A 22978-nucleotide genomic window follows, 5' to 3' on the forward strand; every position below is an offset into this window, starting at 1 on the left:
CCGATGCGACCCTAACCAAGTCAACCTGTTCAGGAGGTTTAAATGGCTGAGGTCAATGTTACCCAATTCGCGCCGCTCACCCTGCGGATGCGTGCTCATGACGGTCTCGATGCGCGGCTGACGCAGCCTGCGCGCAAGCTTCTTCCCGCTTCGCAGGAGGCAGCATGAGCTTTTCACGATTCCTCCAAGCCGTAGGCATCGGCCAGGTTCGCATTGCTGGTCAGGTCCCAGACCGCATTCTTCAACACGTCAGCAACTCCGACGTATGCGGCACGTTTATGCCGGAAGACGGTGGGCCAACGCTCATCGTCGTGGGCGAGCGGGCTTCAGCCGAACGTCTGCGTGGGCTGGCGGTGAAACACCATCTTGAGCCGGAGTGTCTGCTGATGTTCGCCAGGAGGCACTGACATGCGAGTGCCTCAAGACCAGTTGAAGAAGCTCTCATAACGAGCGCGCAGCATGTCTGGCGAACGTCTGCTCCAGCGTCCAATCTATGGGGGCGTCTTCGGTGAGGAAGGCTCGTATTCACTTGCAAGCGTGCCCTGCGTGTCTCGTGGCCTGTACTCCACACGGTACATGGTTGTTCAACCGAAGGCAGGCATTGTCTTGAGCATTTCGGAAGACAAGGCGCAAGCCCTTGCCGATGCTCGCGTTCGCCTGACTGCAGCAAACGACCACCATCACATGCAGCCTGGCAGCGCGGTGCAGGGTGAGTTATGGCCAGACGAACCCTTCTTGACCATGATTCCTGCGCCTTCACAGCCTGTTTCGCGCAGGCGGCGGATCATCTACGAACAGTCGGCTGGCAAATGCCACTACTGCGGCGTGCCTTTGGATCTCTCGGGGAAATGGCACGTTGAACATCAACAGCCACGCGCGCTCGGTGGTGGCGATGATCCGTTGAATCTTGTCGCGGCGTGCGCGCCGTGCAACCTGGCGAAGAGAGATCGGACGGCGCTTGAGTTCGTCACGCAGAGTCTGGGGAGCGAAGCGCGCTGATCGGTAAGCCCCGCGCCGATTTCATGCGGGGCAATGTTACGGGCAGCCAGCCAATCCCGCTCACAAGCCGCCCAGAACAAACCACTACTGGAGATCGAAATGGCTACTGAAGCTGTCAAGCACCCCTGGAACGACGAGAGAGCAAAGATTTGCCTGAGCGGCGTATATGAGATGGACAAGATCGTGCGCATGCTTCCTGCCTTAGTGTCAACTGATGCCGATGATCAGGCGCACTATGCCGTCCGCGCTATTGCAGGTCGACTTCTGCGCATCTCTAGCCTTCTGCTGTCTGGCCTCAGTGATGACGCCGTCTCCAGTGAGGAGCTGAAAAAGTATGTCGATTTCAACAACAACGGACAAGGTTGATTCACAGCGAAGAAAGGATTTTTCCATGGCCACAGAAACTCAGCATTGCGCCTTCAGTGACACAAGGGTATTCGTTGTTCCCAATGCGGGAAACGGATCTACAGACGCGGGCCGCAGTGAGATCCTCACGACACAGGCCGAAGATGGGCCTACGTACATCAGGATCGGCATCGATTGCACGGACGCCTATTTGCGTGAGGTATGGCTGGAGCGCAAGCGCTTTCCCGGTCTTACTCTTGAACAGCTCGTGGCAGCGCGAGACAACAGCGTGAAAATCAGCGGGGTTCAGCGTGTCTAAAGTCAGTGACGCGGACATTCGCGCTCGCACCAGTGACATCCATGTTCACTTCGTGCGGCTAGGGCTCACCCATATCCACGGAACATGGCAGCAGCTGCAGGACGAAGGCTTTGTTCCGCGCACAGAATCAATGCCACCGGGAAACTACCTGCAGTTGAGATTGAACGACTGCGCGACTCTGTCGGCGCAACGCAAGTGGGTGCCGGGAACACGCGGCAAAGGAAAAGTCGGTGTCAAGCTGCGCGACTCCGATTGGTGGTGCATAACCATTGACCACGATCACTTCTCCCTTGAAGAGGACGAACTCTATCGCCACCGCGAGAAAGTTCGGCGGGAGATCCGAGCCTTAAGTCCGGAGGGGAAAAAAGAGCGGCATCGGACCGTCAGCATGGCTGCCAGGGCCTACTCTGATTCGGCTTTTCAGCAGTTCAAAAGAAGGCTACTGCTGCAAGCAAAGGGAGCTGTCCAACATGGCTAAGCCCAGCCCGATCGAGCCCGTAGACCGAGATCGCCTTTTCGCATGCAGCATTCTTGGCCTACGGCCGCGCTCACTCTTTGGGTCCGATCTGCCCCGGATCTGCGCAATGTCCACGGAAGATCGTTGGGAGCGACTTTGGGAAGCTTCGGATGCCTGCAATGACCCAAAGGCCACACAGATCTTTCTCGAAGTGATGTCTGAGGTCGAAGCAGGCTTAGTCGTGGAGCGCATTCGTCGCGCGTCACAAACTAGCTGTCGTTCAAAACGCTAGACTGATTCGCCCCAGCTAGGCCCGCGAACCGAAGAGCGGGAAACCTTCACCCGCCTGCTGGGGCACCCGTTGAAGGCCGCATCATGAAGGGGTGCGACGGTGAATGAGAACGAGAAAAAGAAAGAGCTGGACGCAATGCGCCCACCACCAGGGGTAGGAGGTGGCAGTGGTAGCGTTCCGCTGCATGCGACGGTTGACTGGGCATTTTGGAAGAAGCTGCCGGAGGTCAAGGTCTTTGAGGCAATCGCTTTGCTGCATGGCTCAGAGCCAGCCAGCCAGCCGCCGGACCCTGATGATGCAAGCCCTGAATATCGGAAGACCCTGCGCCTACTTCTGGCCAGCATGTCTGACGGTTCAGCGTTCACGCCGTGCACTCTGAACATAGGCGATGCGGCGCTGAATGGCGTGCGACTGCTTGAAGTTGGAAAGTGGGCGATGGCGAACGGGTACATGCTGCCTGACAAGTTTCCGCGTCCTGTGCAAGTGCCGAAAGCCCCAGCGCCCATCACGCCCCTGCGTGGCAATGGCTATTCGCCCTCGCGCAGACCGTCATCAGCGAACTGGAACAAGTGGAAGTTCATTCCAAAGGCGCAGTTGTGGGAGACCGTGTGCCTCACCCTGGACGTGGAGCCGGACGAGGAAGTTCTTGGCATGCGACATTGGCTGCAATCACGTAGGGGTGTGCCGCGTGGACTACCTCCAGAGTTCGCCGACCGCCTACATATTGCCCAGGCCAACATGAGTACGAACGGGCCGATACGCCCTCTGGCACTCTACTCAGGTGTTTTGCAGAGCCCTCATGCAGAAGTTTCGCTGTCGGAGGTAGCCGCGTTTGCAGTTCACTGTGGCTGGACATTGCCTGAACCTATGAAAGCCCTGGCACCTACCATCCCGTCGCTGGCAACCACGGAAGATGCGCGCGCTCAATTCTTCAAAACTGCTGACGCGCAGGATGCAGTGACGCCAAGGCAAGAATTGGGGTCGGTTTCGGCTGAGTCGGCAAAAGAGACCGTGGAAAGGGCGGGGAATGCAAACCCGCCCTCATCAAGCCCGAAATTCAGCAGCCCTAAAGAGGTGTTGATACGTGCTCACGAGCACCACTGGCGAACGATTCGTGGCGATCTGCACGACGCGAGCAAGAATGGACTGGCGGCAGCTAAAGCCGCGTCGCGCGGCTGGATTGAAGAAGAAGCCCTCAAGTGGGCGAAAGCCAAGGGCAAGCTAACTGACGTCGAATCTGCCCCCTCAGATCTGGGGCAGGCTATGCGAAATCTGAGTAGTTTGCCGTCCAAAAAGCACACGCTATAGGGCCAATTCTCCGGTAGTTCTACGGTGTTTCTCCGAAGATCCTCCGGTGTTTTTCCGTCCGCAAAATGTACCAATGATGGGGCTCCATACCGCAGTCAATCGACAACGCGGGACGAACCGTAGTCTCAGACGCATGAAGTCCAGGCTCGGTTTTTATGGAGCCTCGGATGAGTCAAATCCAAGCCCGGTCATATCGACCAAAGCAAGCCGCGGAACTGCTCGGCATCGGACCAGCCACGCTGTGGCGCTGGATCAAGGAACGAGAGGACTTCCCAAAGCCGAAACGCTTGAGCCCTCGATGCACGGTTCTTGACGGCGCAGAACTGATCGCCTGGCGCGACGCTCAAGGAGAAGGGGTGTCCAAATGATGGCCGCGATCCTTTACCTGTGGACCCGATACCGCGACGGGAGGGCCGCAAAATGAACGAAGCCCCGCACACCGACCAAGATGCAAACGGGGCTTCGAAGGAAGCGCGGATCGATTTTATGGCTCGCAGCACCTCAGGGGAAGCCCAGCGAGACCGGATCGTCCAAGCACTGCGAAGCGGTCCAAAAACCTCCTACGACCTTCGCCGCATCGGTTGCTACCAAGCTCCTGCACGCATCAAGGAGTTGCGAGACAGATATGGCTATGCGATTCGTACTGAGAGGGTGACCCTGTACGACCGAGATGGGTTTGAACATCGCGGCGCCGCTCGCTATGTTCTTGAGGCTGAGCCCCAGAGCGCTGCATCGCTGTGAACAAGCGTAACCCGGGCCAAAAGGGTAGCTCGGGGCGCGATGCTGGCGGGTTCGTAGCCCTGCCATGGACTGTCCTAGACAGTCCGGCATACGCCGCTCTGAGCCACCCCGCGCGCTCTCTGCTCATGGAGATCGCCCGGCAGTTCGTCCGCGACAACAACGGGCGTCTCCTGGCCTCAGCTGCCTACCTCGCGAAGCGCGGATGGAAGAGCAATGACGTCATAACCCGTGCACTGCGTGAGCTACTCGATGCCGGCTTTGTCCACCAGACCGTCCAGGGGTGCCGCCCTAACAAGGCGTCGTGGTTTGCGGTGACCTGGCAGACGCTCGACCGTCACCCTGGCTATGACATCGGTGCGCAGGAGCTATTTATGCGTGGCGCTTACCGCGATCTCGTGCCCCTGAAAAACGCATCCCTTACACCGTCTCGCGGTGTAGAGAGGCCTCCTATTGCACCGTCTCACGGTGTAGATAAGCGCCCGCCTACACCGTCTCACGGTGCTATCAGGGCCACTTTTGCCACTCTCCCTACACCGTCTCACGGTGACCATCTAGATAAGCCATCTGCTGTAGCAACAGTCACCCATTGAAAGACCAACATGAACTGGACCGAAGACATACCCAACCTGAAAATCCAACGGCTGGACAACGGCAACTTGCGGCTGGAGGACAAGAGCTTCTCCGAAGGGGCCATCGTGGACGTACACCCCTCGCAACTTCGACTGATGGCTGAGCGGCTCGGCCTCGTCCGAGAACTGTCCGCATCTGATGCGGATCTTCTGCGGGCTGAACGGGCGCTCTCAACCTCGTTGCGCCAGGAGCTGGAACGGCTGGTCCCATGGCTGGTTTTGATCGAAGCCAGGTCCGCCCAACTGCACGAAAACATCATGGGCGTCTCGATGCGTGGCAATGAAGACGTGAACATTGAGGTCGCGCAATCTTCCGCGCTTGCCGACATTGCTGAGGAGGTCTGCAACGATGCGAAGGCGGCGGTCGCGCGCTGCCTGGCGCACGGTGCCGATCGGCCAGCCACCTCAACCGGAACCCAGCAATCGCGGAAGACACCCATTGATGGTCGTGCTCAAGAGCCGGGATCTTCGGTGGCGACCGCGAGCGGCGCGCTACAAGCCGCCCTGATATGAGGTGCGCCATGCGACTTCAAACCGAAATTGACCAACTGCTACCCAGGGCTCAGTTCCTAGAGTTCGTGCGAGATGACTACGCGAGATTCTTGGCTGAGTACGGTCTGACCGCAGCCTGGGTGACGGCGGTGGTTGCGGACATGAGCGACCATGCTGAGATGCCCCCAGGGTACGACCGCTATGTCTTGGGCCCGTCCGAGATCCATGGGCACGGTCTATTCACCAAAGAAGCCATTCCGGCGGGTCAGCAAGTAGCCCCCGCTCGCTTGGGTAGTCGCCGGACCGTGGCGGGTCGACTGACCAATCACTCGCCTCTACCCAACTGTCGATTTGAGCCAATGCCCGACGGTCTCGTGATGGTGAGTCGCCATGAAATCGCCCCCGGAGAAGAACTGACCGTTGACTACCGCCAGGTCGGCAGCGTGAACGGGTGGGATCTTCAGCCCAAAGCCGACGAAACACTGGCCACGATTCGTTGGAGAGCCTCAAGCTTGCGATGGCTGGGTGACCCATGGGCGCGGTGGTTTGGCGCCTCCTGCGTCGATCTGACGCGCGAGGCGGGCTATTTGCTGGCGAAGCTTGGACACCTTCCCTCCATCGATGTGACTCCCATAGAAAAACAATCAAAGGAAATCAAATGACTGCTCCGAGCAAGAAGTCTGGCAAAGCCAAGGTCGCCAAGTCTCCAGTGCCCCCGCCAGTCGCGCCACCCATCAACAAGGCCCGAGTGCTCGAAATTGAGGGAAAGCCCTTCGACAGGGAGAAGATTGAGGCAGAGCTGGCCGTCGAGGGGCTTGTCTCAAATCTTGTTCTCACCCAGAGCTACGGCACCAACATCAACGGCGAGATTGGCATTACTCAAGCGGTGAAGGCTTTGCGCTCTACCCTGGTCGATGTGGAGGGGGGCAACTTGAGGGGCGCAGAGACCATGCTCTACAGCCAGGCCGTCGCCCTAAACGCAATGTTCGCTGAGCTGGCCCGGCGTGCAGCGGCCAATATGGGATCGTATATGGAGCCCACCGAGCGTTACATGCGTCTTGCGCTGAAGGCACAGAGCCAATGCCGCAACACGCTGGAGACGCTCGCCAACATTAAGAACCCGCCCGTAGTGTTTGCGAGGCAAGCCAATATCTCCAACGGCCCGCAGCAGGTCAATAACGGCACGGCGACGGGTTTCGAGACCAAGCGCGCACAAGCGCCCGCGCAGGCGTGCGGAGAAATCGAAAACGAGCCAACCAAACTTTTAGGAGAGACGCTGTATGGCGGGACGGATCTGGACACAGGAGCAGCGCGAGCGGCAGCGAGAGGCCATCAAACGATGGAAACCGTGGGAGCAGTCTACGGGGCCGAAGAGCGCGGACGGCAAGGCCAGAGTTAGCCGCAACGGCTGGAAGGGAGGGGCTAGACCTCTGATGCGCGGATTGGCAAGGGTCCTTCGCGATCAAGCTAGACATATGGACGACTACTGCCACGATGTTGAAAGGTCAACGTGAGGCCACAGTGTCATCGCGGCTGGGGCGCACGGCCCAGCCGTTCGAGTTTCTGCGCAAATGCCTGAAGATTTTGCATCTCAAGCGCATTGCGAATGCTCACTAGCCGAGATCCATCAGCGAGGAGAAATCCTTGTCGAAGAATCAGTGGAGGGTCGCTACGAGACACATGGAACACCCAAAGGAAACCTCCAAATGTGAGGTTGTAAGCCTTGATTCCATAGCTTCGTACAGGACGAGGCTCAGTGATCACTTGGAGAACTTCGGGACGCTCGCCAACCTTTAGGCCGAACATCAGCGCTCCATAGCGATCAGGGTGTCCGGGATCGGACGCATCGAGGTGACGACGTAAGACCTCTGCGTGTGGCCCTAACTGGCATTTTTCAAAGAACGGCAGCGTGCTCACCCCCGCGCGCCACAGAATTGACAACTCGAAGAGTTTCAGCTTGCTGTAGTCAAGGCGGCTCACTTGTAGCAGTGTGCCCTGTTGAGACATTTCCAAAGGCTTTTGCGGCTGGACAAAAACTGAGTGGGCGTACCCCTCCCAGACGGAAAGCTTCTGCTCGCAGTCATCGCATAGGAGGCGCTCACGCATTCCCTTCTGCTTTAGTTCATTCCGCCCATCTGGAATGACGGACAAGATTTCTAGCCGCCGCTTTTCGTCATAGAGAGGTTTGTATATCCACTCAGGGTAGATGTGACTGTTCCGAAGCGTGCGGTTCCGCAAACAAAGTGCGCAGGTCTTCATGTGCAGATTGGTTTTTTCGGTAGCCGCTTCTTAGAGCGTTCCCAGTCAGCTGCTTCGCGGTAGTTTCGGTTGCGCGCCCAAGAGGCTGGATGACGGCGCCGCAGGACTTTGGCTTCGTTCAACGCGTCATTGATCGCGTCGAGAACAAGCTCTCTCAAAGGTGGCTTGGTTTTTCCGGCCGTGCAGCAGCACAGCACTATGTCGCCTTTTCGATGGATAGCCGTCAGCCGCTCTTTGAAGTCAATCTCGCCATAGTCCTGCCACACCGCCATAAAGATTTCGTCACGGTGCGCTTTCGGAGCACAACCAAGCGAGCATTGGTACTGCACAGCGTTGACGAGAATGACTGAATAGTCTTTGTCATCAGCCTCATGTCCGACAACGGTGCGCAGCCAGCAAGCCAAGGCGAACCCGGTTCCTGACGGATTCTTTGCGGGCCCGAGGTCTCCCTCAAACTCTTCTATGTGGGGCGATTCGAGAACTACGATTAGAGCGGGGCCTTCGGGCCTACTCAGTGCTGGCTCTCTTTGTACGCTGTGCCATTCAGATGCTTGGTGCATCCGGCCGAATGCGGACAGATAGCCCACGTACTGATCGGGGCACGCTCGGCTTTCAATCGGCCCGCAAGGAATACGCCCCGAGCGACTGACGATCTCTGCAAACTTCATGTTCCATTGGCTCCGTGTATGAAACCTCATGGCCATATCGACTAACGAATAACGGAACTCCGTCACACCCCGGTCGGAAGATGGGAAAAAGTACCGTTGCCGCGCATTGCCATGAGCGTGAGAATGATTTGATCACGAGCGGAGTGTATTTTTCGGAGTCCGGGTCGTGCGCGCATCTGCCAGAACAATTACGAGGAGGACAGCACATGATCCGGTACGGGGCAATGGTGCTTGCGTTGATCGGAGGCGCTGCCACAGCGCAAGTGCCCGCTGTTTTGCTTGAGGCCTGTAATGCCCTGGAGCCTGCGTCTAAGCGGCTTGAGTGCTTACGTGCGGCAAACCAGAGAGCCCAGTCTGGCTCAGTTGGAGTAGCACCGCAGCCGGCCTATCGCCCTTCGCCGCAGTCGTCGCCGGCCAACTCCTACAACTTCGCGCCGACTCCAAACACCAGCTACACAGCGCCTGGTGGCAAGACTTGCTTCGTCGGTCCACGCGGCGGCACGTACACCATCACCAAGAGCGGAAAGAAGAACTATGGCGGCTGCTGAGCAAACCTCAACAAAAACTGTGGCGGCGGGCACCTTGAACGTCCAGGCGTCCGCTGGGTATGTGAAGGAGACCGGAACTAAAAAGGGCCTCGGGGTGTTTGCATCTCGCAAAATCCTACAAGGCGAGACAGTGGAGGTCTGCCCTGTTCTTGTTCTACGCAATCCCACCTATCAACTTCCCGCGTCCATTGCCGATCGAGTGTTTTGTTGGGGCCATCTCACTGGCGGCGTGCAGGTAGATTGCTTAGCGCTCGGTTGGGGCAGCATCTACAACCATGCCAACTCAGCGAACATGCGCTTCGCTGCTGACGAGAAGTCAGAGTTCCTAACATTCGTTGCTGTGCGCGACATCGAAGCCCATGAGGAACTGACCATCAACTACAACGGCGATCGGGGCGAGCCAACGTCGACAAGTGGCGACTGGTTCAGCGATCGTGACATCGATCCGATCTAAATCTCACTACTTCTCGGGGACGGTGATGGAAGCATTTCTGAACATCTTGTTGGCGTGCCCCAAGTGCTGGATAAAGATCGGGGTGTTCATTTCAGGCGCTTGCTTGTCGCTCTTATTGTTGGGCTTGCGCGTGAGCCGAAGGATGGAGCGACTAGAGGAGAGGGCTGGTGTTCTGATCGATGTGGACAAGATTGTTGCCGCGCTACCGTTCCCGATCCCGACCACCACAGGTCAACTTGTTTTGACTGGCGTCGGAGTTCTCTTGGGAGCTTATCTTGCGTACCTGGGCAACTGGGCGTCAAGGTTCTGAGGTCGTATGGGCATACTTGAAGCCCCCACTCCGAAGCACTGGAACTTCTTCCTCGCTCTAGAAGAAGATGTCCTTCGCTTAGCTCGATACCTGGAGCCCACAGAGGCCAATTTCAGTTCTTACTCTCTGGAACTCGCTCGGCTGCTGATGGCTGCAGCCTCCGAAGTAGATGTAGTTGCTAAGCAACTATGTCAGCAGATTGACCCAGATGCGAAAGCAGATGGCATAGCCCGCTACAAGTCAGTGATTTTGGCGGCGCATCCCCAACTGACAACGGCCGAGGTCATGATTCCAAAATTCGGGCTCACCTTCAAGCCGTGGGAGCGCTGGGGAGCGCACTCCAAGCCTCTGTGGTGGGAGGCGAACAACAACGTGAAGCACCACCGGCACACTCATTTTCCAGAAGCCTCGTTGAAGCACGCTTTGAATGCGGTTGCAGGGCTGTTTGTACTCCTGCTATTTTTCTATCGCAAGGAAGGCCCGGAAGGCGGGCTTTCACCAGATCCAACAATCTTCCGCATTGGGCAGCCTTTCCTCGTTGACCGTCCGATGTGGGGGCCAGACGTAAATCTCTACCAACTTCGTGGGCAAACATGAGCTGCGTATCCAGTCAATCAAAGGGCGATGTGGTGAGCGAAAAGTCCAAAGAACCGCCTCCAAGCGAAAAAGCAATCATCAGCTGCGTTCTGCTGCTCGTGGCGCTAGTCATCATTTTTTATGGGTTGCACTTCGCGGGCAAGTCCGTCGTGCCCGACGTCGAAAAGTGGGGGCAGTTCGGTGACTATTTCGGTGGGGTGCTCAATCCGGCTGTAGCCACGGCGGCGCTGCTTCTTCTGGCCCGGTCCGTGAGTATCCAGCGCACCGAGCTGGCAGATGCGAAGACTGCATTGAACAAGCAGGCGCAGAGCGCAGCCGACACTGCGGAGCTTGCGGCTCTTTCCAGCCTCGTCAATGCGGCGCTCGCGGAAACGCAGATGCATCGTGACTACGGGCAGTTTCTGGTGCAGCAAATCAGCACACAGGATCAACTTGCCATGCAGCGAAACCCAGGCGCCGCCATGGCTGGCATGCTTGATCTCAACGATGGCAAGTATTTGGTGCACACCTTAGAGGGCAAGAAGGTCGGCCGCTCCGGTGCCCTTCGTCAACTAGACCTCGTCAACACGGCGATTGTCAAACGCATGACTGCCAGCCAGGGCCACGAGGCCGACATTCAAGCGCTCTTGGACGCTCGGCGCAAGAAGGCGGCGGCTGCGGAGTAGGACGATGTGCAACATCTGCGGCAACATCGATGAAGACACGCTCGGATTGTTCCTTGGACAGGATTTCGCGCTTTCGTGGGAATAGCCTACCGGGTGATTTTTCAGGCAGTGGTCACGCCTATGCAGCAAGCCGGTGTTCGTAGTACGGCCTCACCGGGTCCTCAAGGATCGCCATCTGCTCGTCGAGTCGCTCGGGGTTGGGCTGCAGCCAGCGATCAACATTCTCTGACTTGATCGACACGATGCAGCGGTCGTGCCCAGCCGCCTCCACCTCGGGCGGCGGGTCATCGGTGATCGCTGCGAACGACAACAGGTCGGGTTGGCCAGGCGCTGTCCACTTGGACCACAGGCAAGCTACCAGCATGGGTTGGGCCGGCTCGGGGTGGAACTCCAGCACGACGTTGCCGCTAGGCCTGTCCACGTTCTCGTAGAACACGTCCACCATCATTAGCCCATGCGTGTACCCGAACTGGCCGCGCCAGAAGCCCGAAAGGCTTGTCTTGCGGGCGTTGTACGTGCCCGGGTACTTCTCATCGTAGAAGGCTGGCTTACCAGCAGGCCGGCATTGGTAGCGCATGAGCCGGATCATCTTGCGTCCGTCTTCCATGATCATCACCGGGGCATAGTGGCCGGGAAAGATCCGCGAGTCGCGTGGCTGCAGCTCGAAGCGGTTGAGATCCTTCAGGCGATTGTGGCCCCTGGCGATCTTGTCCGTCGCAATGCGCTTGCTCTCGGATGCCGCCTTTGTCACCTTGCTGGCCAGCTTGCGCTCCGCCTCGGCCAGGCGGCCCTTCTGCTTGAAAAGGTCCTGCTCGATCACCATCGCCTGTGCAGCGCGGTGCTGGTCGATCAGACCCTTGATGCGCTGTTCATCGGGATTGGTGGGGTGGTCGAACGAGGCCTCGACACCCTTGGGGATGCTGATCGCGGGATCGCTCAAGCGGGACCAGAAAAGCTCGGCGAATGTCGCGATGTCGATCTCAGAGCCATAGGCACGCTTGTATCGGCGGTAGTCCGCCCAGATCTGAGCCGAGTAGCACATTGCAGATCCTTCACGATCGACACAGTCACGCAGCCTTGCGTGATTTCGTCGGTGCAGCTTTTGGAGTTGTTGTCTTTTTGGCCGCACCGGACGCTGCCGCTTTCGACTTCATGCTCCGCAGGAGAAGTTCAGTGAGGTCCACGACATTGCTGCTGGTCTTGGCGGCGTCGCTCGCGATTTTTTCCACCTGTTCGACGTGCCCCGCGTTCGCCTTGTCCTCCACGAGCTTCATCACTTGCTCGTGAAAGGTATCTCGAAACTGATCCGGGGTCCAGTGGGCGAACATGTCCTCAATAAGTGCCTTCGCCATTTTCAGCTCCGGTTCGCGAATACCCGCTTCCTTGATGCCTTGAGGTGGTAGTTCCAGGGCCTGCCAAGAACGAATCTCTCCGCCCCAGCGAAGAAGATTCAAAACCAGCGCCGGACCACAAGGCATCAGCAGCGCCAAGTGCTGCTTGTTCGCAATGACGACTTTCGCGACACCAACCATTCGAGTGTCTGCCAGCGCCTCACGAAGCAGTGCGTAGACCTTCGCCCCCTTGTTGATCGGCGCAGTGTAGTAAGGCTTCTCCAGGTACACGAAAGGAATCTCGTTGATCGGAATGAACGACTCGATTTCGATGGTCTGGGTGGTCTTGGGATAGGCGGCCGCGATCTCTTCGGGAGTCAGCAAGACGAACTGGCCGTTTTCCCATTCGATGCCCTTGACGATGTCCGTGTTGGCGACTTCCTTGCCCGACTTCTTGTTGATGCGCTTGTAACCCACGGGGTCCATGGTGCGCTTGTCGATCATCTTGAAGTTGAGGTCACTCTCGTCGGTCGCCGAAAACAGGGCGATGGGCACATGCACCAGGCCGAAGCTGATGGCCCCCTTCCAAAGCGAGCGTGTAGAAGTCGGTGCTTTCCCCGCGTCGGGGTCGGGCTTGCTGGCGACCTTGGACTTTGTGCGCACTTTGCTACCCCTTGGACCGATGAGGATCAGCAGAGCGGGGGTATGTGCGTTCTTCCTCGACTCGCCCATTGGCAAGATGGATCTTGACGGAGCCGGTCCGCTCGGCCATGAACTCCTCGGTCGCAGCAATGATCTCGGCCTTGGTGGGCTTAGAAATGGACGCCCGCTCAGCGCCTTCTTTCGTTAAGTCCCAATGCCCGTCATGGGGCTTGATGTGGTAGTTCTGCATGGTGCCTCCTGAAGGTGGACAACCATGGTGAACACCTGGGCGAGCTATTGCTGTAGGACGACGGAGGTTTCAACCGTGTATGGGCGATCACCCAACCCGATCCATTGAAGAGTGCCGACGCTCAGGCTTTAGCCAACCCTTGCCGACAGGCGTTTCAGCAGGATGGGGAGACACCTCGATCCTCCATTCCTGCACAACCCAGGCGTCTTCATCTCTTTCGACGCCGGCAAGCACCATCGTGGCCTCTCCCTGGGTGCATTCCTTCACCTTTGGGTCGTATAGCTCAACCATCCCGGGTGCACAGTTGGTCTGCTGAAACGCCAACACCTTCACCCAGGCGTCGCCAGCCTTGAACTTCTTGGTGTGCACGTCACCAGTCATAGGCTTCTGGCTTGAGGCGCCCAGCGCTCGGCCAGCTCGACGCAGCATGGTCATCGTCACTCGCATGGCTGCGCGCGTCAGGGTTGAGGCAGGGCGCTGGCGACTGGCTCAAGCCAAGCCCGGGCCGCATCGCTCGGCGTCATGGAGCGCAGGCGTTCGTCGCGCCACAAGTCTCCCGCAAGCTCCTCAAGTTGCCCAGGGTCTACCGTGCGCCACTGCTGTTGAAGCACATGGGCGCAAGCGGCAATCCAGATGTCGGCGGGCAGGGAGTCCATGGTCTGGAATCATACAGAAATACTGTACATACATACAGTTTGTCGACGTGCGGTAGTGTCCCAGGATGTCCACCAGCGTTGCAAAGATGGACTTGTGAGGACGTGTGCAAGGGAGGGCTGCAAACCGACAGAGAATCGACCTATGCGATCAGACCGACTTCATCACCGCGAACGCCTCAAGACGAAGCGCCGCTTTCTGTGGGGCAGGGATCTGCGCCTGGAGCCCGTGGCGCTGGCTCAGGCTGTGGACACGCCTACGCCTTGCAGTTGCGCCCTGTGCAGCCCGAGAATGAGAGGCGAGACGTCGATCAAGGACCTGGCCGCCAGAGAGGCTTGGCGCAAGATCGAGCGGGCGTAAAAAAGCCCGCGCTTAGGCGGGCTCGGCAGGATCAGAGGAGGCCTATGCCGCTGCTTGGTTCCTGCTGTGCTTGCGCTGCACGATCTCGATGAGCGCGCGCTGCTCTTCCGATGCTTGCTGGATCACTTGGTTGTATATCTTGCGCTTCTCAGCGGCAGTAGCTTTTTGCACAAAGTGAGACAGTGGCGTCTCTTCGACCAATGTGCGGCGGCTGTGGAAGAGTTTGAGCATGATGGTCCTAGATAGAGGTAACGATGCGTTCTACGTCTTCACGGGAGTATGGGATCGGCGCAGCGTGGTTCAAGTCGGAGATGTTCGCTTCGAACCGTCGGTTCTTTCCGTCGATGTCTTTGAAGATAACATCAACCTGAACGGACGGCCCGAACTTTACCTTGAGTTCGTTAACCACGTCACGAGCCCCGAAAAACTGGTCAACAAATCTGGCAGGAGGAATGTTCCGACCTTCGGCTTCCTCTCTAGCTTGTACGAATCTCCAGGCCTGCAAAGGTTCCTGATATACATACAAAAGAAGTACTTCTCGCCCCTTTTTTACCGCTCGTTCTACGTTTTCCGTGGAAGTTTTCATGTTGGACAAGGTGCCATCCAGCAGAAAGCTCTGTTTTTGTTCGAACGCCAAGTCCAAGACTTTGCCCAAAAGCACGCTTACAGCTGCCTGAAATAACCAAGAGTTCTTTCCGTTGTAGCCAGGAAGCGCGCTTCGGAAATCATCTGGGTCGATGTGCAAGACGCGCTCTCGGAACAACGCCGTAAGCGCCTTCGCCACCTCGGTCTTTCCGGCTCCAGGAGAGCCGGCCATGAATACCGAAACAGGCTGGGCCTCACCAGGGTATTTTTGGGGGTCAGCGAGCGCTCGCGCAAAGGACTTCTTGTTCGCCCTTGCCCAAACTAGTGCAGTGTCACTGATCAGTTTCTCTTCGTCAGTCATCATTGTCTCCGCCACTCCCAAGGTGGCACAGCCTTCATAGACCACACCCCGAGCCCTGCGTCTCGGGCTTGCTGCTCAACCTGGGCCAGATGCTCGTACCTCTTGCCGAACTTCACGTAGTACCAGGCTTGGCCCGCCCGGATCTGCTCCTGGCCTGCATCCTTGCCCCGGCACTCGACATCGGCGATCGTCCGCTTATACCGGTCGGTGCCTTTGGGTGCGATCCTGGCGGCCTGCTGGAAGCACAAAGCCGCCAAGTGCTGCCGAGACACGTTCCCGAAGTCCTGGGCCTTCTCAGGGGCGTCTATCGCGCTGATTCGGATGGTGATCTGTTCGTAGGCTCCCGGCACACCGCATCGGGCCTTAAGAGTGTCGCCATCGCTGATGGCAACGACCAGGCAGAGTAGGGCGGCTGACACTACAAGGTTCTATCTTTCGTTGACGAACGACGTGGAGTTTTATGGAACAGCTCGGTCGCTCGCTTCATCGCAGCAGTCGCGCCCCTGAGGTCGAAACGATTGACACGAAACTGACCGTCGTCCATCGCTATAGCAATGCCGATGTACTTCGAGCCCTGAGAAATCTTTTCGATGGTGTCAAACGGCTTCAGGAAGTAGCGAGTCTTACCCTCGCTTAGCTTTCCGCCGCAGACCATTTCGATGCTGCTTGAAGTGATTTCAGAACTGGTGAGGGCTGGATAAATCTCGCCTTCTTCGCAGCCGATGTTGTTGGCGAGTATCCAGTAACAGGACTCATCTTCAAAGAAGCAGTATTGACCTAAGACCGCTCCGCTATCGTTGATGGTTGCGGCATACACAGCGTCGCGACCATTTGTGATGCCGTGACTCCAACCGTTTTGTGCGGTAGCGGCATTGCTTTGGAGAAGCGCGCCAAGCACAGCGGCTGCAGACCAGAGATTCTTGTTCATTCATCCCTCCTAGCTCGTTCAACCCTTGCAACAGAGAATTTAGATTCTGTCTCTTCTCACGGCAGGTTGGACGAGAAGTCCATCACGCATCTAGCCGTTTGCACTTAGCCGCTCCCTCGCATGAGGCCATAGTGCTTCAGACCGGCTCAGTCAGTTTCGAACGATCTTGCGAACTGCGTTTGAGCCCCAGTCCATCACGAAGATCTGACCCAGCGCATCGATGACAACGCCCAATGGTTGGTTGAAGGAGGCGACATTACCGGCGCCATCCGTCGAACCTAATGCGCCAGTTCCGGCGAGCGTGGAGACGTCGCCATTCGGCAAGACGCGTCGAATGGTGTTGCCACCTTCATCTGCCACGTATACCGCCCCATCAGATCCAACATCTAGATCGTGCGGTCCATTGAAGCTGGCCGCATGGCGGGAGCCGTTTGCAGATCCTGCCGCACCACTTCCTGCCAGAGTCGATACGAGACCATTTTGACTAATTGTGCGAATGCGGTTGTTGAGCAAGTCAGCGACCAAGACATTGCCACCTGAATCGACCGCAAGACCACTCGGTTGATTGAAGCTCGCCGTGCTGTCTAGACCGTCTGAGAACCCCGCGACGCCATTTCCAGCCAATGTCGTAACGAGTCCCCCGACAGAGATTTTGCGGATGAAATTGCCTTGAACTTCGGACACATACAGGTTCCCAGCAGCGTCGCTCGCTAGGCCGAAGGGTCGGTTGAACGATGCTGCCACGCCAACGCCGTTTGTTGACGCGGAAGCGCCACTCCCAGCAAACACGTGCAATGTGCCGTCTGGCTCGACTCGATACACCCGGTTTTCACCGCTTCCAGCGACAAACATCTGTCCCGACACGTTGCTGACTCCGGCCGGGCCTGCAATACTCGTGGTGACGATGCTCACCACTCCAGATGGCGAGATGCTGCGCACGATGTTGTTCATGACATCAGTCACCCAAAGATTGCCACTTGCGTCGAACGCGCCGCCGCTTGGCGTTGGGGTGCTTGCGAAGGTGCTTACCAGCACACTGTCCGCACATGCGACTGTCACGTTGCTCACGTCGCTAGTTATTGGCCCTTGCCCATTCGTTACATCGCAGCGCTGAAAGGCGGGATCTGCGGCCACGGTCACCCGGTATGTAGAACCGTGTGACAAATGAAGAGGGAAACTGAAAGGGCCGCTCGCGGTCAAGGTCAAGTCATCACTCGCATTGTTTTGAAGAACCAGATTGCCCGCTAGTCCGTTGACTTCCCCCGCAACGCTGTAATTTGTTGGAGTGGCGGGTGGCGCTGTACCGGAGCCGTTCCCGCCACAGCCAGCCAAGACTGCAACGACCAACAAGGGAAGGAAAATGCGTGGCGCGTAGGGAGACATGGCGTCAGAGCTCCGATGGCAGTTGTTGACAGCGCTCACCTTAGCATCGATGAAGCAAATCACTGAGCACTCGACTCGCGATGGAGCATGCACGTAAAAAAGCCCGCGTGAGGCGGGCTGCTAGGCACAGTCAGGTATTCGATCGCGAGCGATTGGGCGGGAAGCTTGTACCCCCCCAGTAGTGCGGTAACAACAATCAGGTCATCTCGCTAAGTCTCGCGCGGGATGGCACCTGTGATGGTGCGTTTATTCTGAGACCCCTCTGGAAGCCGCATAAACACTAGGAGTTTGGCGGAGACTGTGAGATTCGAACTCACGGACCCTTGCGGGTCGGCAGTTTTCAAGACTGCTGGTTTAAACCGCTCACCCAAGTCTCCGGGAGCGATGACAAGGGTGGGATTTTAGCCTGCGCCGGTGTTTCAGGCCGGCACGGGCTCCCGGGCTTCGCTGCGCAGCATGCCCCGGGTCTCGATGAAGCGCACCACCTCGTCCACACCCGTCAGGGTCTTGAGGTTGGTCATCACCCAGGGGCGGCGCGCGGCATCCGGGCGCATGCGCGCGGTGTCCGCCTTCATCACCTCCAGGTCGGCGCCCACGTGGGGCGCCAGGTCGGTCTTGTTGATGACGAAGAGGTCGCTCTTGGTGATGCCGGGGCCGCCCTTGCGCGGGATCTTTTCGCCCGCGGCCACGTCGATCACGTAGATCGTGAGGTCGCTGAGTTCGGGGCTGAAGGTGGCGGCCAGGTTGTCGCCGCCGCTTTCGATGAACACCACGTCGGCGTTGGGGAACTGGTCCAGCATGCGGTCGATGGCTTCGAGGTTGATCGAGGCGTCTTCCCGGATCGCGGTGTGCGGGCAGCCCCCGGTTTCCACGCCCATGATGCGTTCGGCCGGCAGCGCGCCGCTCACGGTGAGCAGGCGCTGGTCTTCCTTGGTGTAGATGTCGTTGGTGATGGCGATCAGGTCGTAGCGCCCGCGCATGGCCTTGCAGAGCATTTCCAGCAGCGTGGTCTTGCCCGAACCGACGGGGCCGCCGATGCCCACGCGCAAGGGGGGCAGGGTCTTGGTGCGGCGGGGGATGTGGTGCAGGGCGGTGGTCATGGCGGTCTCCTTGTGTGGGGGGGCGCGTGCTCAGGAGCGGAAGAGGCGAGAGTATTGCGTTTCGTGGCGCGCGGAAAGAATCGCGAGCATGGGGCTGAAGGCCTGTCGGGCGTCGTCGCTCAGGGCCAGGGCGTGGTCCACCGCGTCGGGAATCTGTTGCGCCAGCCGAGCGAGCATGCGCTGGCCCGAGCTCTGGCCGAGCGGCACCGATTTGATGGCGGCCTGCACCAGGTTCTCGGCCCAGCCGAAGGCATAGCCCACCAGGCTGTCGCGCACGCTGGCCTGCGCGCTCGCGGCGGCACAGGCGCAGGCCACCGGGTAGGTGGGTGGGTTCAGGTCGGCGGCTTGCAACTGCTCGAACACGCCCGCGCCCAGCTCGCCGAGCTGTCGCGCCCACTCGAGCAGCGAGCGCCCCATCTGCTCGGTCTGCAGGCGGAACTCCAGCGTTTCGCGGGTCTGCAGGACCCAGTGATTCAGCGCGCGCACGCGAGGCAGATCCTGCTTGCGCCAGGCGGGGATGGCCTGGGCCGCCACCGCGAGGTCGCTGCGTGCCAGGCCCAGGTGCAGCTGGTCGGTGAGCCAGGCGGCCGCGCTGGCTTCGTCGTGCACCAGGCCCGCGTCCACGGCGGCCTCCAGGCCCTCGGAATAGGAGAAGCCGCCCACGGGCAGCGCGGGCGAGGCCAGCCACAGGATCTGCAGCAGACTGGCGGCGGAGCGCTCGGGCACCGGGTGGCCCGCGTCAGCCGTGGTCATGTCCGTGGTGGTGATCGTGGCTGTGGCTGTGGTGATGGCCGTGCCCGTGGGCATGGCCGGCGTGGCCCGCGCCCTGGGCGCCATAGGCACCGCCCTCGGGCTCGAAGGGCTCGCGCGCCTCCACCACGGTAAGGTGCATGGCGCGCAGCATGTCGGCCAGCACGTGGTCGGGTTCGATCTTGAGGTGGTCGGGCCGCAGCTCGATCGGCACGTGCCGGTTGCCCAGGTGGTAGGCCGCGCGCATCAGGTCGAAAGCCTGGTCCTGCGCGGGGTGGTCGGGGCAGGCGGTGATGCGCAGCACCGGCTGCGGCGCGGCGACCACGCGCAGCAGCGAACCGTCCTTCGTGAGCAGCACGTCGCCACCGCGCACCACGGTGCCGCGCGGCAGGAACACGCCCACGTGGCGCTCGTCGGTCGTGGTGGCGTCGAAACGGCTTTTCTGGCGGATGTCCCAGTCCAGCACCAGCTGTGCCGCGCGCTGCACCAGCGGCTTGGCGAGGCCCTGGCCTTGGGGGATGAGCTTGGAGACTTGCAGCATCGCGGCGCTCAAAACAGGAAGTAGCGCTGCGCCATCGGCAGGCGCGTGGCGGGTTCGCAGGTGAGCAGCACGCCGTCGGCACGCACCGCGTAGGTCTGCGGGTCGATCTCCATCTTCGGCAGCAGGGCGTTGTGCACCATGTGGGCCTTGGTCACGCCCCGCACGCCGTGCACGGCCGACAGGGTCTTCTGCAGGCCGTAGCGTTCGCCGACGCCGGCCTTGAGGCCGGCCTGCGAGACGAAGGTCAGGCTGCTCTTCGCGGTGGCACCGCCGAAGCTGCCGAACATGGGCCGGTAGTGCACCGGCTGCGGCGTGGGGATGGAGGCGTTGGGGTCGCCCATGGCGGCCAGCGCGATGCTGCCGCCCTTGAGCACCAGCGCCGGCTTCACGCCGAAGAAGGCGGGCTTCCACACCACCAGGTCGGCCCACTTGCCCACTTCCAGCGAGCCGACGATGTGCGCGATGCCGTGCGCGATGGCCGGGTTGATCGTGTACTTGGCGATGTAGCGCTTGACGCGGAAGTTGTCGTGCCGAGAGCTGTCTTCGGGCAGCGTGCCGCGCTGGCTCTTCATCTTGTCGGCCGTCTGCCAGGTGCGGATGATGACCTCGCCCACGCGGCCCATGGCCTGGCTGTCGCTGCTCATCATGCTGATGGCGCCCAGGTCGTGCAGGATGTCCTCGGCCGCGATGGTCTCGCGGCGGATGCGGCTCTCGGCGAAGGCCAGGTCCTCGGCGATGCCCGCGTCCAGGTGGTGGCAGACCATGAGCATGTCCACGTGCTCGTCCAGCGTGTTGACGGTGTAGGGCATGGTCGGGTTGGTGGACGAGGGCAGGAAGTTGGCCTCGCCGACCACGCGCAGGATGTCCGGCGCGTGGCCGCCGCCGGCGCCTTCGGTGTGGAAGGCGCACAGGCTGCGGCCCTTGGTGGCCGCGATGGTGTTTTCCACGAAGCCCGATTCGTTGAGCGTGTCGCTGTGGATCGCGACCTGCACGTCGGCCTCTTCGGCCACGCTCAGGCAGGTGTCGATGGCCGCGGGGGTGGTGCCCCAGTCCTCGTGCAGCTTGAGGCCGATCACGCCCGCGTCCACCTGCTCGTGCAGCGCGGCGGGCAGGCTGGCGTTGCCCTTGCCCAGGAAGCCCAGGTTCATGGGCAGGCCGTCGGCGGCCTGCAGCATGCGCTCGATGTGCCAGGGGCCGGGCGTGCAGGTGGTGGCGAAGGTGCCGGTGGCCGGGCCGGTGCCGCCGCCGAGCATGGTGGTCACGCCCGAGGTCAGCGCCTCGTCCACCTGCTGCGGGCAGATGAAGTGGATGTGGCTGTCGATGCCGCCGGCCGTGACGATGTGGCCTTCGCAGCTGATGACCTCGGTGCCCGGGCCGATGACGATGTCCACGCCGGGCTGGGTGTCGGGGTTGCCGGCCTTGCCGATGGCGACGATGCGCCCGCCCTTCAAGCCGATGTCGGCCTTGACGATGCCCCAGTGGTCGATGATCACCGCGTTGGTCATCACCGTGTCCACCGACCCTTCGGCGCGGGTGCGCAGGCTTTGCGCCATGCCGTCGCGGATGGTCTTGCCGCCGCCGAACTTCACTTCCTCCCCGTAACCACCGGCGGCCAGGGTGTAGTCCTTCTCGATCTCGATCACCAGGCCGGTGTCGGCCAGGCGCAGGCGGTCGCCGACGGTGGGGCCGAACATGTCGGCATAGGCGCTGCGGGGGATGCTTGCCATGGGCTGTCTTTCAGAGGGCGCTTTGGGTCAGGCCACGAAAGCCGTACACGATGCGGTCGCCCGCGTAGTCCACCAGCTCGACGGTGCGCTGCTGGCCGGGCTCGAACCGCACGGCGGTGCCGCTGGCGATGTTCAGCCGCATGCCGCGCGCGGCGGCGCGGTCGAAGTCGAGCGCGCCGTTGGTCTCGGCGAAGTGGTAGTGCGAGCCGACCTGGATCGGGCGGTCGGCGCCGTTCTTCACCACCAGGGTGATCGTGCGCCGGCCGGGGTTGAGCGGGTGCTCGCCCGCGTCGGTGAAGAGTTCGCCGGGGATCATGGCTTCAGCCCGCCAGCAGGGACCAGCCCATGTTCAGGCCCATCAGCGCCACCACGCCGCCGGCCACGCGCGGCAGCCAGTGGTTGGCGCGCTTCAGGCCCAGGCCCATGCCGATGCCCACCGCGTGCAGCACGGCCGTGCCCAGCACCATGCCGGCCAGGGCCGCGCCATCGGCCAGCTCCTGTCCGTGCGCCGCGCCGTGGAACAGCGCGAAGGCCCCCACCAGCACCGCGCCCGCCGCCTCGGGCAGTTTCACCTGCGCGGCCAGCAGCAGGCCCACCACCAGCATGGAGGCCGCGATCATCGGCTCGATGGCGGGGAAGGCCACGCCCGCCTGCGCCATCAGCGCGCCGGCCAGCAGCAGGGCGGCGAACGACACCGGTGCGACCCACAGGCGTTTCGTGGTCATGGCGCTCCACACGCCCACGGCCAGCATGGCGGCGAGGTGGTCCAGCCCGGTGATGGGGTGCAGGAAACCGGTGAGGAAACCGCCGTGGTCGTGCGCATCGCCCACATGGGCGGCGGCGGAGAACGACAGGGCGGCGAGGGTGAGGGCGGGCAGGGCGCGCTTGAGGAAGAAGGCGAAAGTCATGGGGTCTCCTGAATCCTGAATGGGGTCACACGATCGGCTGGTGCACCGTGACGAGTTTGGTGCCGTCGGGGAAGGTGGCTTCCACCTGGATGTCCGGGATCATCTCGGCGATGCCGTCCATCACGTCGGCGCGGGTGAGCACGCTGCGGCCTTCGCTCATCAGCTGAGCCACGGTCTTGCCGTCGCGCGCGCCCTCCATCACGGCCGCGCTGATCAGCGCCACCGATTCGGGGTAGTTGAGCTTGAGGCCGCGCGCCTTGCGCCGCTCGGCCAGCAAGGCGGCGGTGAAGATCAGCAGCTTGTCTTTCTCTCGGGGCGTGAGTTCCATGGTGGTGCGCGATCGTCAAGGGAGCCTGAGCATACAAGTTGCCCTGG

31 protein-coding genes, 1 tRNA gene and 1 pseudogene are annotated in these 22978 nt (G+C 60.3%); 14 read left to right on the forward strand and 19 right to left on the reverse strand.

Going from position 1 to position 22978, the window contains the following annotated elements; translation table 11 throughout:
* Positions 1-42: 42 nt before the first annotated feature.
* From ACFJGX_RS11045 to ACFJGX_RS11095, 11 genes are all read left to right on the forward strand, one after another.
* Positions 43-168 carry a hypothetical protein gene (locus ACFJGX_RS11045; RefSeq protein ID WP_382321364.1) on the forward strand — a complete coding sequence of 42 codons (126 nt, stop codon included), beginning with the start codon at positions 43-45 and terminating at the stop codon, positions 166-168.
* Entirely contained in the window at positions 165-407 is a 243-nt protein-coding gene (locus ACFJGX_RS11050) for a hypothetical protein (RefSeq protein ID WP_382321362.1), read from the forward strand. Before ACFJGX_RS11045 ends, ACFJGX_RS11050 begins: the two co-directional genes overlap by 4 nt.
* A 199-nt stretch (positions 408-606) precedes the next feature.
* A complete protein-coding gene (locus ACFJGX_RS11055; RefSeq protein ID WP_382321360.1) occupies positions 607-999 on the forward strand; it encodes an HNH endonuclease in 393 nt (130 codons plus the stop codon).
* Between the two features lie 99 nt (positions 1000-1098).
* A complete protein-coding gene (locus ACFJGX_RS11060) occupies positions 1099-1365 on the forward strand; it encodes a hypothetical protein (RefSeq protein ID WP_382321357.1) in 267 nt (88 codons plus the stop codon).
* Positions 1366-1655: 290 nt separating this feature from the next.
* Entirely contained in the window at positions 1656-2141 is a 486-nt protein-coding gene (locus tag ACFJGX_RS11065; protein WP_382321353.1) for a hypothetical protein, read from the forward strand.
* A gap of 370 nt (positions 2142-2511) precedes the next feature.
* Entirely contained in the window at positions 2512-3720 is a 1209-nt protein-coding gene (locus tag ACFJGX_RS11070) for a hypothetical protein (protein ID WP_382328376.1), read from the forward strand.
* A 167-nt stretch (positions 3721-3887) separates the two neighbouring features.
* Entirely contained in the window at positions 3888-4088 is a 201-nt protein-coding gene (locus ACFJGX_RS11075) for a helix-turn-helix transcriptional regulator (RefSeq protein ID WP_382328378.1), read from the forward strand.
* Positions 4089-4140: 52 nt separating this feature from the next.
* Positions 4141-4461 carry a helix-turn-helix domain-containing protein gene (locus ACFJGX_RS11080; protein WP_382321346.1) on the forward strand — a complete coding sequence of 107 codons (321 nt, stop codon included), beginning with the start codon at positions 4141-4143 and terminating at the stop codon, positions 4459-4461.
* A 599-nt stretch (positions 4462-5060) separates the two neighbouring features.
* Entirely contained in the window at positions 5061-5603 is a 543-nt protein-coding gene (locus tag ACFJGX_RS11085) for a hypothetical protein (RefSeq protein WP_382321344.1), read from the forward strand.
* A gap of 8 nt (positions 5604-5611) precedes the next feature.
* Positions 5612-6244 carry an SET domain-containing protein-lysine N-methyltransferase gene (locus ACFJGX_RS11090; RefSeq protein WP_382321342.1) on the forward strand — a complete coding sequence of 211 codons (633 nt, stop codon included), beginning with the start codon at positions 5612-5614 and terminating at the stop codon, positions 6242-6244.
* Positions 6241-6981 carry a hypothetical protein gene (locus ACFJGX_RS11095; protein WP_382321340.1) on the forward strand — a complete coding sequence of 247 codons (741 nt, stop codon included), beginning with the start codon at positions 6241-6243 and terminating at the stop codon, positions 6979-6981. Before ACFJGX_RS11090 ends, ACFJGX_RS11095 begins: the two co-directional genes overlap by 4 nt.
* A 125-nt stretch (positions 6982-7106) precedes the next feature.
* Here the strand turns inward: ACFJGX_RS11095 and ACFJGX_RS11100 are convergent, their stop codons facing one another.
* Positions 7107-7841, reverse strand: a complete 735-nt coding sequence (locus ACFJGX_RS11100) for a hypothetical protein (RefSeq protein ID WP_382328380.1) — start codon at positions 7839-7841, stop codon at positions 7107-7109.
* Positions 7838-8509, reverse strand: a complete 672-nt coding sequence (locus ACFJGX_RS11105; RefSeq protein WP_382328382.1) for a hypothetical protein — start codon at positions 8507-8509, stop codon at positions 7838-7840. Before ACFJGX_RS11105 ends, ACFJGX_RS11100 begins: the two co-directional genes overlap by 4 nt.
* Positions 8510-9043: 534 nt before the next feature.
* On the opposite strand from ACFJGX_RS11105, the gene ACFJGX_RS11110 reads away from it, so the two are divergent.
* The 3 genes from ACFJGX_RS11110 (at position 9044) to ACFJGX_RS11120 (ending at position 11083) form a co-directional block, all read left to right on the forward strand.
* Entirely contained in the window at positions 9044-9511 is a 468-nt protein-coding gene (locus tag ACFJGX_RS11110) for an SET domain-containing protein (RefSeq protein ID WP_382321333.1), read from the forward strand.
* A gap of 316 nt (positions 9512-9827) precedes the next feature.
* Positions 9828-10418 carry a hypothetical protein gene (locus tag ACFJGX_RS11115; protein WP_382321331.1) on the forward strand — a complete coding sequence of 197 codons (591 nt, stop codon included), beginning with the start codon at positions 9828-9830 and terminating at the stop codon, positions 10416-10418.
* Positions 10415-11083 carry a hypothetical protein gene (locus ACFJGX_RS11120; protein WP_382321330.1) on the forward strand — a complete coding sequence of 223 codons (669 nt, stop codon included), beginning with the start codon at positions 10415-10417 and terminating at the stop codon, positions 11081-11083. Before ACFJGX_RS11115 ends, ACFJGX_RS11120 begins: the two co-directional genes overlap by 4 nt.
* Positions 11084-11201: 118 nt before the next feature.
* Here the strand turns inward: ACFJGX_RS11120 and ACFJGX_RS11125 are convergent, their stop codons facing one another.
* The 17 genes and pseudogenes from ACFJGX_RS11125 to ACFJGX_RS11205 all read right to left on the reverse strand — a co-directional run bounded on the left by ACFJGX_RS11125 (position 11202) and on the right by ACFJGX_RS11205 (position 22931).
* On the reverse strand, positions 11202-12125 hold the full coding sequence (locus ACFJGX_RS11125) for an SOS response-associated peptidase family protein (RefSeq protein ID WP_382321328.1): 924 nt from the start codon (positions 12123-12125) through the stop codon (positions 11202-11204).
* A 25-nt stretch (positions 12126-12150) separates the two neighbouring features.
* Positions 12151-13077 (reverse strand): Ku protein, encoded by a 927-nt coding sequence (locus ACFJGX_RS11130; protein WP_382328384.1) that lies wholly within the window; start codon positions 13075-13077, stop codon positions 12151-12153.
* 4 nt (positions 13078-13081) lie between these two features.
* Positions 13082-13306, reverse strand: a complete 225-nt coding sequence (locus ACFJGX_RS11135; protein ID WP_382321325.1) for a DUF2188 domain-containing protein — start codon at positions 13304-13306, stop codon at positions 13082-13084.
* A gap of 87 nt (positions 13307-13393) precedes the next feature.
* Positions 13394-13675: a hypothetical protein gene (locus ACFJGX_RS11140; RefSeq protein ID WP_382321323.1), complete on the reverse strand. Its 282-nt coding sequence runs from the start codon at positions 13673-13675 to the stop codon at positions 13394-13396.
* A gap of 687 nt (positions 13676-14362) precedes the next feature.
* A complete protein-coding gene (locus ACFJGX_RS11145) occupies positions 14363-14551 on the reverse strand; it encodes a hypothetical protein (RefSeq protein ID WP_382321321.1) in 189 nt (62 codons plus the stop codon).
* 7 nt (positions 14552-14558) lie between these two features.
* Complete coding sequence (locus ACFJGX_RS11150; RefSeq protein ID WP_382321318.1) at positions 14559-15266, reverse strand: zeta toxin family protein; 708 nt, start codon at positions 15264-15266, stop codon at positions 14559-14561.
* Entirely contained in the window at positions 15266-15685 is a 420-nt protein-coding gene (locus ACFJGX_RS11155) for a thermonuclease family protein (RefSeq protein ID WP_382328386.1), read from the reverse strand. The genes ACFJGX_RS11150 and ACFJGX_RS11155 overlap by 1 nt, the downstream gene beginning before the upstream one ends.
* On the reverse strand, positions 15685-16194 hold the full coding sequence (locus ACFJGX_RS11160; RefSeq protein ID WP_382321315.1) for a hypothetical protein: 510 nt from the start codon (positions 16192-16194) through the stop codon (positions 15685-15687). Before ACFJGX_RS11160 ends, ACFJGX_RS11155 begins: the two co-directional genes overlap by 1 nt.
* Positions 16195-16344: 150 nt before the next feature.
* Positions 16345-17145: a hypothetical protein gene (locus ACFJGX_RS11165; protein WP_382321312.1), complete on the reverse strand. Its 801-nt coding sequence runs from the start codon at positions 17143-17145 to the stop codon at positions 16345-16347.
* Between the two features lie 721 nt (positions 17146-17866).
* Positions 17867-17954: transfer RNA gene (locus ACFJGX_RS11170), tRNA-Ser, on the reverse strand.
* Positions 17955-17996: 42 nt separating this feature from the next.
* Complete coding sequence (ureG, locus tag ACFJGX_RS11175) at positions 17997-18677, reverse strand: urease accessory protein UreG (protein WP_382321310.1); 681 nt, start codon at positions 18675-18677, stop codon at positions 17997-17999.
* A gap of 30 nt (positions 18678-18707) precedes the next feature.
* On the reverse strand, positions 18708-19430 hold the full coding sequence (locus tag ACFJGX_RS11180; RefSeq protein ID WP_382321307.1) for an urease accessory protein UreF: 723 nt from the start codon (positions 19428-19430) through the stop codon (positions 18708-18710).
* Positions 19420-19968, reverse strand: a pseudogene (gene ureE / locus ACFJGX_RS11185) (urease accessory protein UreE); the annotation flags it as partial. The gene ACFJGX_RS11180 and the pseudogene ureE, both read right to left, overlap by 11 nt.
* 8 nt (positions 19969-19976) lie before the next feature.
* Entirely contained in the window at positions 19977-21695 is a 1719-nt protein-coding gene (gene ureC, locus ACFJGX_RS11190; RefSeq protein WP_382321305.1) for an urease subunit alpha, read from the reverse strand.
* A gap of 10 nt (positions 21696-21705) precedes the next feature.
* Positions 21706-22011, reverse strand: a complete 306-nt coding sequence (locus tag ACFJGX_RS11195) for an urease subunit beta (protein WP_297399432.1) — start codon at positions 22009-22011, stop codon at positions 21706-21708.
* Positions 22012-22015: 4 nt separating this feature from the next.
* A complete protein-coding gene (locus ACFJGX_RS11200) occupies positions 22016-22603 on the reverse strand; it encodes a HupE/UreJ family protein (RefSeq protein ID WP_382155719.1) in 588 nt (195 codons plus the stop codon).
* A 25-nt stretch (positions 22604-22628) separates the two neighbouring features.
* A complete protein-coding gene (locus ACFJGX_RS11205; RefSeq protein ID WP_382155722.1) occupies positions 22629-22931 on the reverse strand; it encodes an urease subunit gamma in 303 nt (100 codons plus the stop codon).
* Positions 22932-22978: the final 47 nt, after the last annotated feature.

Origin of the sequence: Hydrogenophaga sp. UC242_50 (assembly GCF_042697355.1) — a bacterium.
GTDB lineage: Bacteria > Pseudomonadota > Gammaproteobacteria > Burkholderiales > Burkholderiaceae_C > Hydrogenophaga.